The organism is Sphingopyxis terrae subsp. terrae NBRC 15098, assembly GCF_001610975.1.
GTDB lineage: Bacteria > Pseudomonadota > Alphaproteobacteria > Sphingomonadales > Sphingomonadaceae > Sphingopyxis > Sphingopyxis terrae_A.
In genome coordinates, this window is sequence record NZ_CP013342.1 from 2,079,479 (window position 1) to 2,094,599 (window position 15,121).

The 15,121-nt window shown below is 67.3% G+C and carries 17 protein-coding genes; 7 read left to right on the forward strand and 10 right to left on the reverse strand.

The features are described 5' to 3' along the window. Window positions 1-19: 19 nt before the first annotated feature. The 4 genes from AOA14_RS10085 to AOA14_RS10100 form a co-directional block, all read right to left on the reverse strand. Window positions 20-1,228 (reverse strand): diguanylate cyclase DgcN/YfiN, encoded by a 1,209-nt coding sequence (locus AOA14_RS10085; protein ID WP_062901695.1) that lies wholly within the window; start codon window positions 1,226-1,228, stop codon window positions 20-22. Further along, window positions 1,225-1,767, reverse strand: coding sequence for a regulatory sequestration protein YfiR (locus AOA14_RS10090; RefSeq protein WP_238929624.1), 543 nt, complete (start codon window positions 1,765-1,767; stop codon window positions 1,225-1,227). Before AOA14_RS10090 ends, AOA14_RS10085 begins: the two co-directional genes overlap by 4 nt. A 140-nt stretch (window positions 1,768-1,907) precedes the next feature. Next, window positions 1,908-2,441 carry a peptide-methionine (S)-S-oxide reductase MsrA gene (msrA, locus tag AOA14_RS10095; RefSeq protein WP_058812172.1) on the reverse strand — a complete coding sequence of 178 codons (534 nt, stop codon included), beginning with the start codon at window positions 2,439-2,441 and terminating at the stop codon, window positions 1,908-1,910. An 84-nt stretch (window positions 2,442-2,525) separates the two neighbouring features. Continuing rightward, a complete protein-coding gene (locus AOA14_RS10100) occupies window positions 2,526-3,497 on the reverse strand; it encodes a M48 family metallopeptidase (protein ID WP_062901697.1) in 972 nt (323 codons plus the stop codon). 99 nt (window positions 3,498-3,596) lie between these two features. Between AOA14_RS10100 and AOA14_RS10105 the strand changes: the two genes are divergently transcribed. The 5 genes from AOA14_RS10105 (at window position 3,597) to AOA14_RS10125 (ending at window position 7,272) form a co-directional block, all read left to right on the forward strand. After that, window positions 3,597-4,640: a COX15/CtaA family protein gene (locus AOA14_RS10105; protein ID WP_062901698.1), complete on the forward strand. Its 1,044-nt coding sequence runs from the start codon at window positions 3,597-3,599 to the stop codon at window positions 4,638-4,640. Beyond that, window positions 4,637-5,416: a hypothetical protein gene (locus AOA14_RS10110; RefSeq protein WP_062901699.1), complete on the forward strand. Its 780-nt coding sequence runs from the start codon at window positions 4,637-4,639 to the stop codon at window positions 5,414-5,416. Before AOA14_RS10105 ends, AOA14_RS10110 begins: the two co-directional genes overlap by 4 nt. 177 nt (window positions 5,417-5,593) lie before the next feature. Then, window positions 5,594-6,073, forward strand: coding sequence for a 50S ribosomal protein L13 (gene rplM / locus AOA14_RS10115; protein ID WP_003041188.1), 480 nt, complete (start codon window positions 5,594-5,596; stop codon window positions 6,071-6,073). Continuing rightward, window positions 6,073-6,570: a 30S ribosomal protein S9 gene (rpsI, locus tag AOA14_RS10120; protein ID WP_003041184.1), complete on the forward strand. Its 498-nt coding sequence runs from the start codon at window positions 6,073-6,075 to the stop codon at window positions 6,568-6,570. The genes rplM and rpsI overlap by 1 nt, the downstream gene beginning before the upstream one ends. A 141-nt stretch (window positions 6,571-6,711) precedes the next feature. Then, window positions 6,712-7,272 (forward strand): type 1 glutamine amidotransferase domain-containing protein, encoded by a 561-nt coding sequence (locus AOA14_RS10125; protein WP_062901700.1) that lies wholly within the window; start codon window positions 6,712-6,714, stop codon window positions 7,270-7,272. Here the strand turns inward: AOA14_RS10125 and AOA14_RS10130 are convergent. The 4 genes from AOA14_RS10130 to AOA14_RS10145 form a co-directional block, all read right to left on the reverse strand. Beyond that, the gene (locus AOA14_RS10130; RefSeq protein WP_062901701.1) at window positions 7,269-8,312 is read right to left on the reverse strand and encodes a phosphotransferase family protein; all 1,044 of its coding nucleotides are present in this window, start codon (window positions 8,310-8,312) and stop codon (window positions 7,269-7,271) included. The genes AOA14_RS10125 and AOA14_RS10130 overlap by 4 nt on opposite strands. Further along, complete coding sequence (locus tag AOA14_RS10135; RefSeq protein WP_202988221.1) at window positions 8,309-9,400, reverse strand: Rv3169 family protein; 1,092 nt, start codon at window positions 9,398-9,400, stop codon at window positions 8,309-8,311. Before AOA14_RS10135 ends, AOA14_RS10130 begins: the two co-directional genes overlap by 4 nt. A 62-nt stretch (window positions 9,401-9,462) precedes the next feature. After that, window positions 9,463-10,308: a metallophosphoesterase family protein gene (locus tag AOA14_RS10140; RefSeq protein WP_062901702.1), complete on the reverse strand. Its 846-nt coding sequence runs from the start codon at window positions 10,306-10,308 to the stop codon at window positions 9,463-9,465. After that, window positions 10,308-11,138: a diacylglycerol/lipid kinase family protein gene (locus tag AOA14_RS10145; protein ID WP_062901703.1), complete on the reverse strand. Its 831-nt coding sequence runs from the start codon at window positions 11,136-11,138 to the stop codon at window positions 10,308-10,310. The genes AOA14_RS10140 and AOA14_RS10145 overlap by 1 nt, the downstream gene beginning before the upstream one ends. A 137-nt stretch (window positions 11,139-11,275) precedes the next feature. On the opposite strand from AOA14_RS10145, the gene AOA14_RS10150 reads away from it, so the two are divergent. Both AOA14_RS10150 and AOA14_RS10155 read left to right on the forward strand, forming a co-directional pair. Continuing rightward, window positions 11,276-12,199: an alpha/beta hydrolase gene (locus AOA14_RS10150; RefSeq protein ID WP_062901704.1), complete on the forward strand. Its 924-nt coding sequence runs from the start codon at window positions 11,276-11,278 to the stop codon at window positions 12,197-12,199. Continuing rightward, complete coding sequence (locus AOA14_RS10155; RefSeq protein WP_062901705.1) at window positions 12,196-12,978, forward strand: nucleotidyltransferase family protein; 783 nt, start codon at window positions 12,196-12,198, stop codon at window positions 12,976-12,978. Before AOA14_RS10150 ends, AOA14_RS10155 begins: the two co-directional genes overlap by 4 nt. Before the next feature lie 10 nt (window positions 12,979-12,988). On the opposite strand, the gene AOA14_RS19260 is transcribed toward AOA14_RS10155, so the two are convergent. After that, complete coding sequence (locus AOA14_RS19260) at window positions 12,989-14,008, reverse strand: glycosyltransferase (RefSeq protein WP_202988222.1); 1,020 nt, start codon at window positions 14,006-14,008, stop codon at window positions 12,989-12,991. Further along, complete coding sequence (locus tag AOA14_RS10165) at window positions 14,005-15,072, reverse strand: glycosyltransferase family 2 protein (RefSeq protein ID WP_186402882.1); 1,068 nt, start codon at window positions 15,070-15,072, stop codon at window positions 14,005-14,007. Before AOA14_RS10165 ends, AOA14_RS19260 begins: the two co-directional genes overlap by 4 nt. Window positions 15,073-15,121 lie beyond the last annotated feature (49 nt).

Consider the following 15,121-nt stretch of genomic DNA (forward strand, 5'->3'; position numbering starts at 1 on the left):
GCAGGTCTCCGGGGGGTCGTCATTTCGAAAGCTTGCCGAGCTTGTCGGCATACATGGCGGCGTCGGCCGCGGTCAGCATCGCGGTGGGATCGGTGCCGTCGGCAGGATGCACGGCAACGCCGATGCTCACCGACAGGCGGTAGCTGTCGCCGCCGGGCAGCGTGATCGGATCGGCGATGGCCGCGCGAAGGCGCTCGGCGAGCGAGTCGGGTTGTGCGTCATGTCCGGCCGGATCGACGATCATCACGAATTCGTCGCCGCCGATGCGCGCGGCGAAATCGCCAGGGTGAAGCAGCGCCTTGATCCGCTGCGACAGCGCGACGAGCACCGCGTCGCCGGCGGCGTGACCAAAGCCGTCATTCACCGCCTTGAAATTGTCGGCATCGATGAACAGCAGCGCAAAGCGGGCGGCACCCGCAGCCAGCCTCGCCGCCAGCGCTTCGTCGAACGCCGCGCGGTTGGGCAGCGCGGTGAGCGGATCGTGCGAGGCGCGGTGGGCGAGCAGCGCCTTTTCGCTTTCCATATGCCCCTGCCAGCCCTGCAGCTCGTCGAGCAGGGCATTGATGTCGCCGCCGAGCCGGTCAAGCTCGGCAATGCCGAGCCCCTGCACCCGCTTGTCGAAGCGGCGGTGCAGCCGGACATCGTGCGCGACGGTAGCAATCTCGCCGAGCGGCTTGACCAGCTCATATTCGAAGCGCCGGGCGAGGATGACCGTGCCGATCGCGGTAATGAGCAGACAGGCGAGACCGGCGAGCAGGCCGAGCCGTACATAATGGGTCAGCGTCGAACTGTCGCCCCACACCTCGATCGTCCCGATGACCGATCCGTTGCGCTGGACGGTGGTCGCAAAGGGCCGCGGAAAGAAAAAGCCCGTCAGCATCGGCATTGCATCGCCGTGCGGCGACACCCATTCGGTGAGCAGCCGTCCCTTGTCGTCAAGCACGCGCAGGCGCGCGATGCCGGGAATTCGGGTGAGCGGTTGCAACCCCTCGCGCGCCGCTTGGGGATCGTTGAAGACGAGCGCGGGTTCGACGCCATAGGCCGCGACCTGCGCCGCCAGCTCCATGTTGCGATCTGCATAGCCGCGCAGCGTCGTGATCCCGGCGAGCAGGATGGTGATCCCCGATAGGGCGACCGCAAGCAGCGTCACCCCGAAATGAAAGCGCGACAGCAGCTTTTGCAGGGTGGTGTGCGCGCCGCTGCGTTCGGGGGCAGGAGCCGGCGTCATCGCGGCCCCCCGTCGCTGCCGATCTTGAGCACGCGCGGATCGACGCGCACCGATCCGCGGCCGATCGAATCGAGATTGACCGAAAAGCTGAGCCGCTGGCCCTGCGCGCTCAGGCAGAACATCGCGCCGAGGTTGCAGTTGTTGTCATCGTCAGTGACGGTCAGGATCGCCTTTCCGTGCACCCAGCCGATCAGGCGTTGCCGGTCCGCCACGGGCATCTGCCCGAGATAGAGCATATGACAGCCCGCCCCGCCGATTGCCGCTGCGGCGCTGATGCGCCGGACGCTCACCGATCCGCGGCCGGGCAGGTCGGGCGCCGGACGTTCGGTCAGGCGCGGCGTGCCGATGATGCACATGGTGCGCGGCGCGCCCGACGCCTCGTTCGGCCATGTCGCATAGGTCACGATGCCGCCGAGCATGCGGTTGACCGCCAGCGCCATGCCGCCTGGACTGTCATCCACGACAGTTTGCGCCGCCGCCTGCATGGCGAGCTGCGGCGCCGTCATCGACGAGCCGATCAGAAGCAATGGTATCAGCACGCTGTAGCGGTCCCCACCTCGGATGGGGGTGATCCTGCCCCCGCGAGGCGGCGTCCGCTAGAGAAAAGCGCCGCTAAGTCAAGGAAAAGTGACGCCATGCGGCCATATTGCAACAGTCGGCCGGACGATGACCGACGGCTTCAGGCCTCGCGCAGCCGCTCCGAAAAGCCCTTGCGCAGCTTAGCGAGCTTCGGCGGGATTACCGCCATGCAATAGGGGTTGCGCTGGCCTTCGCCGTCCCAATAATCCTGATGATAATCCTCGGCCGGATACCAGGTCGAAGCCGGTTCGATGCGGGTCACGATCGGCGCGGGCCAGTCGGGCTGCGCGCGCGCGATTGCGGCCTCGGCGGCGGCGGCCTGCGTTTCGTCGAGCGGGAAGATGGCGCTGCGATACTGGGTGCCGATGTCGTTGCCCTGGCGATTGAGTTGCGTCGGATCGTGCGTCGCGAAGAACACGTCGAGCAGATCGGCATAGGAAATGGCCGCCGGATCATATCCGATGCGGATCGCCTCGGCATGGCCGGTATCACCGCTGCACACCTGCTTGTAGGTCGGATTGGCGACCGACCCGCCGATATAGCCGCTTTCGACGCTTTCGACCCCCGCCAGCGATTTGAATACCGCTTCGGTGCACCAGAAGCAGCCTCCGGCAAAAATGGCGGTCTCTGTCATCGCGTCGATCCTTTGATGGGGTGCCCCTTTGATGGAGTGGGCCTTGGATAGGGTGGGAGACGTCCAGATAGGATCGGGCGCTCCTTATTCCAAGGGCGGCGGTGCGCCGATGAGTGGCGGCGCGAGCGGCTGCCCCGCCGCGCGCAGCGCGTCGATCGCCCGAACCTCCTTTTCGATCGAGGCGGCGCGGTCCTCCCAACGAGGGTGGGTTCCCGCCTGAAGCAGCGGACGGCCGGCACGTTGGCCGAAAGCGGTCCAGAAGCGGACTGCGGCGCGCGGATCATAGCCGGCATTCGCCATCAGCCAGGGCGAGAGGCGATCGGCTTCGATCTCGGTCTGCTTGAACAGCCGCGCATTGCGGCCGAACTGCTGCAACAGTCCGCGATCGACCCCCGCGGCGTCGAGCCGGGCGCGGTGCCTAAGAATATTATGCGCGAGTTCGTGCGCGACGGCGGCCGCCAGCTCGGCGTCGTCCTTTGCGAATTGCGCCAGCCCTGCGGAAATGACGACGAGCCGGCCGTCGGCGGCCCCGTCGGGGCGGTCGCGGGCGTCGACGCGGAAATCGGTCGCGCAGCCGACCACCGGTACGATCCGTACCGGAGCCTTGCCGGTGTCGAGCATGGCGGGCCGGTCGCTCGGCAGGCCTGCAAAAAGCCTTTCGAGGGCGGCGATGCGGGCATAGGCGTCGCTGCCCTCGCCTTGCGGCGGCAGGGAACCGGCCAGGCCTTGCACCAGGCTCCCCGCATGCAGCCCGGCGGCGGCAGCGGGCGAGCCCGCGGCGACCGCGGCGAGGAAGGGCGTGTCGGTGTCCGCGGCGTCATAGGCGGCCTCGGCATCCGGGCGCTGCGCGTCGGAATAAAGCCGCGGATCGCCCCATAGCCAGCCGAACTGCGGCTGGACCCTCGCGCACCATGGGGCATTGCCCGTCGTCAGGCGGTAGCCGATGGTCGCGACGCGCGCCTCGAGCGCCGCGAGCGCCGGATAGGGAGAGGGCTCGGCCATCGCGGCGGCGGGGGCGGCGATGGCAAGCAGAAGGGCGGCGGACAGGCGCAGCATGGGGGCCGACTTATCAGCGCCTTTCTGTCGGAGCCATGAATTTCGAGCGGCGCCGCCGCCTCTTGCCTATCGCCCGGCAAGCGCCGATAGGGCGGGGCGATGTTGAACGCTTCGTCATCGGCCCGGCCGCTCCATCCCCGCCCCGCCGCGCTCGCGCGCTGGCTGTGGGCCGTCGCCATCCTCGTCATCATGGTTGTCGCCGTCGGCGGCATCACCCGGCTGACCGAATCGGGGCTGTCGATCACCGAATGGAAGCCCGTATCGGGGGTGCTGCCGCCGCTGACCGAGGCCGGATGGCAGGCCGAGTTCGAAAAATACAAGCAGATCCCCGAATATAAGGAGATCAACCTCGGCATGTCGCTCGCGGCCTTCAAGGGGATTTTCTTCTGGGAGTGGCTGCACCGGATCCTTGGCCGTCTGGTCGGCATGGCTTTGCTGGTGCCGCTTGCCTGGTACGCGTGGCGCCGCGCGATTCCGGCCGGCTATGGCTGGCGGCTGTTCGCGCTCGCCGCGCTTGTCGGCCTGCAGGGCGCGATCGGTTGGTGGATGGTCGCGTCGGGACTCGAATATCGCACCGATGTCAGCCATTTCCGGCTCGCGACGCACCTCCTGACCGCGTTGTTCCTGCTTGCGGGGCTCGTTTGGACGGCGCGCGACCTTGCGCTGCTGGCGCGCGATCCCGGTGCGCGCCCGGCGCGCCTGACGGGCGCGGCGATTGCAGTCATTGCGATTCTGATCATCCAGCTCCTGCTCGGCGCGTGGGTTGCCGGGCTCAATGCGGGCTATGTCGCGAGCACCTGGCCGCTGATGAATGATCATTTTGTTCCCGAAGGTATCGACTGGTCGGGTGGGACCTGGCTCGCCGTCACCAACGATCCCTTCCTCATCCATTTCCTCCATCGCTGGTGGTCGTGGGTCGCGGCGGGCGCGTTGCTGTTGCTGGCGCGCTCGCTCGCCCGGCAAGGGTCTCGGCGCGAGGCCGGTCTGCTGCTGCTGGTCGTCGCGGCGCAGATGACGCTCGGCATTCTGACGGTCGTGACCGGCGTATCGATGTGGATTGCGGTGTTGCACCAGGTGACGGGCGCCATTCTCGTCGCGACGACTGCCGCCGCGCTCCACCGGCTCGGTCGCGCAGCGGCATGATCGTCCTCGGCGCGCTGTTGCTGCTTGCGGCGCAGGCGCCGGAGCCTCCGGTCCCTTCGGAAACGCAGCAGGTTGCCGCACTCGCGTTCGCACCGCCGCTCGATCGTCCGCTCACCTACCGCGTCGCAACGCGGCGGTCGAGCCGCGACGGCGGCTTCACCAGCTTTGCGCTCATTTATGATTTGCGGTGGCGGCGCGTCGGGCGCGGTTATCAGTTGTTGGCGCGGTTCGACCGCGTCGAGTCGGACGCGCATCCCGAAGTCGTGCGCACGCTGCGGCTGATGATCGACCCGCTGATTGGCGAGACGCTGACCTATTTCGTCCCCGCCGACGGCAGCTCGGTCGATATGGTCGACCCCGAAGGACTGTGGCGCCGCGTCGTCGACCGGGCGCAGGCGCTTGCGGATGCGTCCGGCCGCCCCGAGGCGAAGCGGGCCGCGCAGATCATCGCCACCTTGCCGCCAGCCGAGCGCGACAAGCTGGCGAGTGCCGACATCCGTGCCCTCGTCGTGCCCGCAAACGGCGCGATCCCGAACGGCGCCGACGGCCCGATCATGACCGTGACGGTTGCCGGTCGGCGCACCATATCGGCGAGCGAGCCGCCCGCTGCCGGCCCGGCGCAGCCGATTAAGGTCGATACGCGCTGGACGATCGATCTGGGGACCGGGCTGCTCGCCGAGGAGCGCCGCCAGAGCTTCCTGACGACCGGAAACGCCGCCGATCGCAAGCTGGTCGAGGAGCGGATCAGGGCACTCGAGCCGGGTGATCCCAGCTGATGGTATCATAATACCCGTCAGCAAAGCCGCTCTCAGCTTGACTTTCGGTCTGTCTAGCGCCATTGGCCCGCGTCGAAGCGCCGCTGAGTCCCCCTGGGGTCGGGCGGCGCGGTTTGTTTTCGGGTTGGCGGGCCTTCCGGCCGGTCACTCCCGTCCATCTCTGTCAAGGAGCGTGCCATGAAGGCGCTGACCAAGACGACCCAGTCGGCGAACGCCGGTACGGTCGAGAAGAAATGGGTGCTGATCGACGCCGACGGCCTGGTTGTTGGCCGCGTCGCTTCGATCATCGCCAATATCCTGCGCGGCAAGCACAAGCCGAGCTTTACCCCCCACGTCGATTGCGGTGACAATGTCATCGTCATTAACGCCGAAAAGGTGAAGTTCACCGGCAAGAAGCTGTCCGACAAGGTCTATTACAAGCACACCGGCTATGCCGGCGGCATCAAGGAAGTCACCGCCCAGAAGGTTCTGGAAGGCCGCTTCCCCGAGCGCGTGCTCGAAAAGGCGATCGAACGCATGATCCCGCGCGGCCCGCTCGGCCGCCAGCAGATGCGCAACCTGCGCATTTTCGCCGGCAGCGAACATCCGCACGAAGGGCAGAGCCCCGAAGTGATCGACGTCGCGTCGATGAACCGCAAGAACAAGGTGGGTGCATAATGGCTGACGAACAGACCATGACCGATCTCAAGGATCTCGCCGGCGCCGTCGAAGGCACCGTCGCTCCGGCCGCTCCGACGGCTCCGCTCCGCGAAAAGCAGGTCGACAAGCAGGGCCGCGCTTATGCGACCGGCCGCCGCAAGGACGCCGTCGCCCGCGTGTGGGTCAAGCCCGGCACGGGCAAGATCACCGTCAACGGCCGCGACCAGGAAGTCTATTTCGCGCGCCCGACGCTGCGCCTCGTCATCAACCAGCCCTTCGGTCTGACCGAACGCGCCGGCCAGTATGACGTCGTCGCGACCGTCAAGGGCGGCGGCCTCTCGGGTCAGGCAGGCGCCGTTCTGCACGGCATCGCGCAGGCGCTGACCCGCTTCGAACCGGCGCTTCGCGGCACGGTCAAGGCGGCCGGCTTCCTGACTCGCGACAGCCGCGCGGTCGAGCGTAAGAAGTACGGCAAGGCGAAGGCCCGCCGCAGCTTCCAGTTCTCGAAGCGCTAAGTTTCTTCCGCCGACGGGTGGAGAAAAGGAGGGCGGTCCGGCGACGGGCCGCCCTTTTTGCGTGGTGCTTTCTAGGCGCCGACTGCAACATCGGGCGATGGCGGCGCGTTGGTTTGGCAACAACATCGAAGGAGAAAGCCCATGCCGAACGCCGCAGCGCTCAGCGGCCGCCAGATATTGATCATGGCGACCGATGGTTTCGAACAATCCGAACTCGAAGTGCCGTTGAAGCAGCTTGAGGAGGCAGGCGCCGACCTAAGCATCGCCTCGCTGGGGACGGACGATATTCGTGGCTGGGACGGCGACGACTGGGGCGACAAGGTCGCGGTCGATTGTCTGATCAAGGACGTCGAGGTGGAGGATTATGACGCGCTGGTGCTCCCCGGCGGGCAGATCAATCCCGATCTGCTGCGCGTAGAGGACGCGGCGATCGACCTCATCCGCGCCTTCGCCAAGGCGGGTAAGCCGATTGCCGCCATCTGCCATGCGCCATGGCTTCTGATCGAGGCCGGACTGGCCGAAGGTCGTCGGATGACCGGTTACAAATCGATCCGCACCGACATCGGCAATGCCGGTGCAAGGCTGCTCGACGAAGCCGTGGTTGTCGATCGCGGGATCATCACCAGCCGCTGCCCCGACGACCTCGACGCCTTTTGCGCTGCGATCGTCGAAGCAGTCGCCGACAGCCGCGTCGCCACCTAAAGGAGATCGAGGCTGCCCAGCGCAATCGCCTGCCGCGCGGGGCGCTCGGCCATCACCGCGAACATTTCGTCGCCGCGTTCGGTGCGTTCGACGTTCATCGACGCGAACACCGCCATGAAATATCCGCTGAGCGCGCCGACGCGGTAATCGTCCCACAATTCCGCCTCGTCGGGTTCCACGCCGCGCGCGCGCAGCGCAGAGATCCAGGCGTCGAAGGCGGCGCGATCGGCGGCCGCGCGTTCGGCGGGATCGGCGATGCTCGTCCCCACCAGATAGGCGATGTCGGTCGCGCCGCTGCCACGGCCCAATGTCTGCCAGTCGACCAGCCAGCAACGCGCTCCGTCGGGGGCGAAGAGGATATTGTCGATGCGCAGGTCGCCGTGAACGATCGTGCGCGCGGCCGGCGTGCGGGTCAGATAGGCGTCGAGACGATCGACGATCCCGGCGCCGAGATCGAGCGCGTCGCGGTCGAGCCGACCCGCGTAGCGCTCGCGAAACCCCTCATAGAGTCCGGGAAACAGCGCGCGGACGATTTGGCTCGTGTCGCGGTTCAGCCATGGCAGCGCATCCGCGCGGACGTCGTTCCATAACAGCGCATGCAGCCCCGCCGCGGCGTCGATGCACGGCGCGAGCCCGGCAAGACCGAGGCCGGCGAGCTGGTCGCCCTGCCGCGCCGGCGCGAGGTCGGAGAGGAGCAGGATGAAGTCGACGTCATTGTCCGCAATATCGGCATGGTAGCAGTGCGGCGCCGCGACGCCGCTGCCCGCTGCCAGTTCACGATACCAGCTCACTTCCTTGACATAGGTGGCGGTGAGCGCCGCGATATTGCGGCTTGCCTCGTCATGGCTCGGGCATTTGGCGACGATCGTTGGTGGCAGCCCGGTGCCGTCCGACCAATCGAGCGTCAGACGAAAGCTGTCGCACATCTGCCCGGTGCCGATGGCGGCAGCGCTAAAGCCTATGAGCGCGCCCTGGGGCTGACCCAGCTTGTCGGCGATCCAGTCGGCCGTCATTGCCTCCGGCGCGGTCGGAAATCTCATGCAGCGGGATCCATCAGGCCAGTCAATCCGGTCGGGCTGTGCGGTCCGACGAACAATTGTTCGAGCACCCCGACGCCGCGGTGCGTCCGCCCGCCGTCGACCAAGTCTGCGGTCACGAAAGCCTGGATGTGCATTGCCAGCGGATTGCCCCAGCCGCGCTCGGCCTCGTTCAGCCGGTCATGTGCGACGGCAAGCTCGGCGCCATGGTCGAGCCCGTGACCCCAGACGGGATGCGTGTAGCCGAGCCCGCTCATCGCGAACACCGGACCCGCCGGGGTCAAGGTCAGGGCGCGGCCGCCGCCGAGATCGGCGGTCATTCGCGCGACCCGGCGCGTCCCGCTCTGCCAGTCGATGGCAAAGCCGGGCGCATCGAAATGGCGTTCGGTTCCGTCGTCGCCGCTGATCACGCCGCGCCGGTTCCATGGCGCGCCGACACCATCATCGTTGCTGTGGAAGAAGAGCGATAGAGCGTCGAAATTGCACGGCGTCCACAGCCAGAAGAACTGGTTGAAATTGCCCTCCGGCGGCGGTTGCGGTTCGGCGGCGCCGACCGGACGCACCCCCCAGCTCCGGTCGCGCGTACCCGTCCAACCCGCGCCGAGATCGGTGCGCGCGCCCTCGACCGAAAGCCATCCCGACCAGCGGCCGTTCTGCGTCATCCGCGTATAGTCCATGAACAGCCGCGTACCGTTGCGGCGGATGAAGCGCGGTTCCTCGATCGGAAAATGCCGTCCGGTGAACGTCAGTTCGGCGGCCAGCGGTCCATCGTCGGCGGCGATCCGCAGCGTCACTTTTTGCAGCGGTTCGTCAATCGCTATGGCGATGGGGCCGACCGACAGGTCGAGCCGTTCGCCGCCCGAACGACGGCTGGCGCGCAGATTATGCTGCACCCCGTCGGCGATCACGCAAAAGCTGGCATCGACGATGCCGAGCTGGGGATAAAACCCCATCGCGGCGGCGAAAAAGACGCTGCCGTCGGCGCTGTAGCCGTTGAAGAAATAGCGGTCGTAGAAGTTGCGGTCCGTCCCGGCGAACGCAATCGGCTCGCTGGTCTGGTGCAGCGGATAATCGTCGCCTTTTGTCAGCATGATCCTCATCCCGTTTTTTTGTGCAACCTAACGGGACGCGGCACTGCGTCAATCCCGATGCGTCAATGGACGGGCGGATCGGTCGGCGGCACCGCGCCGACGGGTGCAATGGGCTCGCCGGGTTCGCGTGGCGGCCGTGCGTCGGGCGGTATGGCGTCGATCAGCATGTCGGGAGTCGGCACCCGCGCCAGATTGCGGACGCGGACCGAAATTTCGCCGCCGCTGATACGCAATTCGTTGAAGCTCGGCGGCGTCGACCGGATCCGGCGCGACAGGGTGCCGGCGCCGATCATGCGGATGGGGCCTGCGGGGGTGTCGGCGATCAGATCGAAGGCGTCATGGACATGGCCGGTCAGTACGGCGGCGACGCCGCGATCGGCAAGGGCGGCAAGAGCCGCCCCGCCGCCGCGGGTCAGCGCGCGCCCCTTGGTCCCCGCTTCGGTGAGCGGGTGGTGTGCCGTTACCAGTATCTGCGTTCCGCGCGGCAGCGCATCGATCGCGGCGAGTGTGCGGGCAAGCGCCTTGCGCGTCACCCAGCCTTTCGACCAATCGAGCCGCCATTGCGCCCGCGCCGTGGTTTTCAGCGGAACGACGGCCAGATTGCGAAAGTCGAGCTCGCGTTCGACCAGCGCCTCGATCCGCCGAATCCGGCGATAGGGGTGCAGGAATCGCGCGACGGGGTTGAAATAAGGCAGGTCGTGGTTGCCGACTTCGACCGTCACGGGGAGGTCGAGTGACATGATCCAGTCGCAGGCGGCGGCGAACTCGCGACTCCGCGCCCGCATCGTCAGATCACCGGTTATCAACACCGCGTCGGGTTGTTCGCGGCGGACGCATTCGCGGAACCAGGCGAGCGCGTCGCGATCTTCAAGACCGAAGTGCAGGTCGCTGATATGGAAGAGGCGCATCAGGCGGTCGCGATGAAGTCGATCGCGCTCTGCCCGATCGAGAAGCGGGCCGGCGAGGGGATTTCGGCCAGTTCGCCGTCATATTCGAGCGCGATGATGCGATCGCTTTGGAGGATGATCGTTTCCGCGGTCGCAACGCGCTCGTGCGGACCATCGCGAAAATCGCCGCCGAGCCATGCGAGCCCGTGGCGCAGCACATCGCCCGTGGCGTCCGCCACTATGCCGTCGGCGGTAATGCCGTCACGGGTCGGGGTCAGGATGATCGCTGGATAGACGGCGCCCGATCCCGCCACCTGCACCCCGGGGGCGTTGAGCATTTCCTCGAGCGCATCGGGCGCTTCGCGGCTCGCCTCGATCAGCCCTTGGCTGCGCATCGTTTCGCGGACCTCGGCCCAGCGTGTTGCCGGCCCCGCAACGACGGTGATGAACGCTTCTCGCGCCGCCGATCGGATGGTCGGGACCGGCGCGCATCGCCCGCCGCTCGCTAGCGCGCGCTCCAGAATCGTGGGAGCCGGATGGTCGCCATGCAATTGTTTCGACAGGAGGTTCAGCGTCCCGCCGGGCAGCGGCAGCAGCGGGCCGTGCCAGCCTTCGCAACCGGTCGCGGCGGCATTGATCGTCCCGTCGCCGGTCCACACGATCAGCAGGTCGATGTCGCTTGCGCGCAGCGCCGCCGCGTCGGGCAGATCGTCCTTCGGCAGGACGAAGCTTGCCGCGACGCGCGCGCCTGCGGCTGCGCACGCGTCAATCAATTGGCGGTGGATGCTCTCGTCATAGCTGCCGCTCCGGTCGTTGCAGATCAGGGCGGGGCGCGAAAAGGGGCTGGTCATGCCCGCCCAACGCACGACGCGCGAAAAGGTAACGCGCACGGCGCTTGTTCGCGCTCGCCGACATCTGTAGGGCGCGGAGACGGGCCGGGTCGCGGGGTGAAGCAATGGCGGATCGGACGGTCAGGGAACAACGGCGGTTGATCAAATTCCTTCTTCTCATCGGCTTGCTCCTGCTGCTGTTCGGCGGCGGAGCCAGGGCGATCGTTGCGGGCGGTGCCAAGTCGCTCGACCTTGCCGACAAGCTGCTCGGCAGCGGCAAGGGCGCGCGCCTGCTCCTTGCGGACCAGCCCTATGGCCGCGGGGTGCGGCAGTCGCTCGATATCTGGGTGCCCGAACAGGCGCAGGCGGGCGACCGGCTGCCGGTCGTGGTCTTCTTCTATGGCGGCGGCTGGGGCAGCGGTGAACGGCAAAGCTATGGCTTCGCCGGCCGGGCGCTGGCCAACCAGGGCTTCGTCGTCGTGATCCCCGATTACCGGCTGGTCCCCAGGGCGCATTGGCCCGACTTTCTGGAGGACGCCGCGGCGGCGGTCGCGTGGACCCACCGCCACATCGGCGAACTGGGCGGCGATCCCGGTCGCATCGCACTGATGGGCCATTCGGCGGGTGCCTATAATGCGGTGATGCTCGCGCTCGATCCGGTATGGATGCGCGCGGCCAAGTGCGACGCGTCGGTGATCCGCGGCGTTGCGGGCCTCGCGGGCCCCTATGATTTCCTGCCGTTCGAAAAGGGCGGCATGGCCGACCGCGCGATGGGCAAGGTGCGCCCGCCCGAAAAGACGCAGCCGATCCACTATGCGCGCGGCGATGCGCCCCCGCTATGGCTGGCAAGCGGTGACGAGGACGAAACGGTGCGTCCGCGCAACAGCCGGAACCTTTCCGCCGCGATCGAACGGCTGGGCGGATCGGCGACGCTGCGCGTCTATCCGGGCATGGGGCACACCGGCATCGTCATGGCGCTTGCGGCCCCCTTTCGCGCGAAAGGGCCGGTGCTCGACGAGGCCACCGACTTTCTGCGCGGCGTGACGGCGCGCCGGGTCGCGCCTGCGGCGGCGGCGCAATGACAGCTCCGACGCCCGGTCCGATTTCTGCCATCGTCCTCGCCGGAAGCCGCCCCGGTGCCGACCCGCTGCTGATCGGCAGCGGCGTATCGACCAAGGCGCTGCTGCCGGTCGGCGGACGGCCGATGCTTGCCCATGTCATCGCCGCGCTGCGTGCCGCGCCCGAGGTGGGCGCGATCCGGGTGCTCGCGCAGAACAGCGCCGAACTGGCGCGCGAGCCCATGTTGGCGGCCGTGTCCGACCTGCACTTTGCCGATTCGGGACAGGGGATCAGCGCTTCGCTCGCTGCTGCGCTGCCCGAAGGCGACGCGCCGGTGCTGGTGACGACGGCCGACAATGTGCTGCTGACGCCCGCGATTATCGCCGAATTCCTCGCCGGCGCAGCGGGCAGCGATGTCGCAGTTGCGATGGTCGAGCGGCGCGCGCTGCTCGCGCGCTACCCCGAATCGCGGCGGACCTGGCTCAAATTTCGTCGCGGCTGGTGGTCGGGCGCCAATCTCTTTCGCCTGCGCGGGCAGCGCGTGCTGCCGCTGCTCGACTTTTGGGGACGGATCGAACGCGACCGCAAGAAGGGGCTGAAGATCGTTGCCGCCTTCGGACCGTGGCTGCTCGCGGGGGCTTTGCTGCGGCTGTTCACGATCCAGGGCGGCGTCGCCCGCGCCGGGCGCCGCTTCGGCCTCACCGCGCGCGTGGTGCCGATGTCCGACGCCGAAGCCTGTATCGACGCCGACAAGCCGTCGGACGTGACGCTGATTGAACGCATTCTGGCCCAGCGCGGCTAGGGTCAGGGCCCTATGCGGCCAGACGCACAAACAGGGCCAGAACGAACCAGCGCCCGAATTTGTGGTGCTGTCGGTGCGTGCGGAGCAGCGCAGCGAAAGGCATCGGCGAGGCCGCCTCGGTGAGATCGCGGTAGCGTCGCAGCTCGCGGCGCAGCGCCTGCCACGGAAGCTGGCCGGCGCGCGTGCTGACGAGACGCCAGCCGATTTTCGTATATTCCTTCGCGCAAAATTGGGCGAGGCAGTAGCGCATGTCATCGTGCATGGCGGGCAGACCGGCCGTCACCGCCGCCATGATGTCCGCCAGAACCGCTGTCAGCGCGTCATTGCCAGCCGTGTCGAAATGTCCTGCCGTACGGGTCGCGAGCCCGGTCAGGCTGCCCTCCCGCACACGGTAGTCGATCCACGGCGCGGGCTCGTAATAATGACTGCGCACCGTCAAGAACAGATGCGGGACGACTGCCATATCCTCAAAGCAGGCGAGGGGCGGAAAGCGCAGATCATGCCATAGGTTGCGGCGCGCGATCTTGGTCCATAAATGCATCCGGCGGCGAGCGAACAGGCCATAAAGCAACGCTTCGCGGTCAGTCACGATGCGGCGCGCAGTTCCCGTGAAAGCCGCCTCGTCGCGGCCCCGTTTGCGATAATCGCAGAGGACCAGATCGGGTGCATCGCGCATGACGATCGCGTGTAGCGCGGCGATCGCGCCAGGAAGCAGCACGTCGTCGGCATCGATGAACCAGACATAATCGCCCCTCGCCAAGTTGAGCAGGCGATTGCGCGCTGCGGCGACCCCGCCGTTTTCCGCCTGCCGATGCAAGCTTGCCGCCGGTCCGATCTCAGCACAGATCCGCGCGCCGATCGCGTCCGATCCGTCGTTCGACCGATCGTCCAGAAGCAGCAGTTCCACTCCCGCCGCCGGAAGCTGCGCGGCGATCGAGGCAAGCGTTTCGGCCAGACAGGGCGCGACGTTGAAGACTGGCATGAGAATGCTGAGCCATGGCCTGTTGCCGTCCGCCGCATCGTCGTTCACCTGGCATCGTCCGCTTGTCCCAGCCACAGGCAGGCGGATAGTACCACCGCGCGCGGCAAGTGCCCGCGGCTTCTGTAAAGGCGCGCGAGCGTCGCAAAAGCGATCGGCGATTCGGCGTCCATCATGCCGCGGTAGCGGGCAAGCTTGCGACGCAGGTCGCGCCAGGGCACGTGAAAGGCGCTGCTCGACAGGAGCCGCCAGCAGATTTTGGTGAACTCCTTCGCCCAGAAATGCGCGATGTGGTGCCGGGTGACGTCGCTCATGGCGGGCAGCGCCTCGCGCGTCGCCGCGTCGAAGCCGGCGAGACTCATTGCCAGATCGTCGTTCCGGCAATCGTCGAAGCGTCCCCGCGACCGGCGCAGCGACCCCATGATGCTGTCGGGACGGTCGCGATAGCGCACCCAGGCCTCGGCTGCGTGATAATGGGTTCGGGCCCGGAGCAGCAGCCACGGTGTCGTCGCTATATCTTCGAAGCATCGTCCGGCGGGGAAACGCAGGTCGTCACCCCAGAGCGACCGGCGCGCGATCTTGCTCCAGCTGTGCAGCCGCCGCTGCGCAAAAACGCCTTGCAGCAACGTCTCCCGATCATCGCTGGGCCGACCGGACGGGCCGGCGAAGCTGCTCAGATGCCGGCCGCCGCGCGCGTAATCGCAAAGGACAAGATCAGGCGCATAGCGGTCGATAATCGCCCGGAGCCTGGCGATCGAGCCCGGCATGACTTCATCGTCCGAATCGATGAACCAGATATAATCGCCCCGCGCCGCGTCGAGCATCGTATTGCGCGCCGCGCTCAATCCCGCGTTGCTGACATGGCGCATCAGCCGGACTTGCGGGTGGGACTGCGGGCAGATTTCGCTACACAGCCCCAGTGAGCCATCGGTCGAAGCGTCGTCGAGCAGGATCACCTCCACCCCCTCCGGCGGGAGCTGGGGCAACAGCGACGCCAGGCAATCACGCAGATAAGGCTCGACATTATAGACGGGGATCAGGATGCTCAGCCACCGGCGCTCGCTGCGTGGCGCACCGCCTGCGGTTCCCCCTTCGATATGTGCGGACAGACCCACGCGCATTCCCGTTTCCATTCCCGAACGCCTCTGCCCCGTCCCGCGTTAC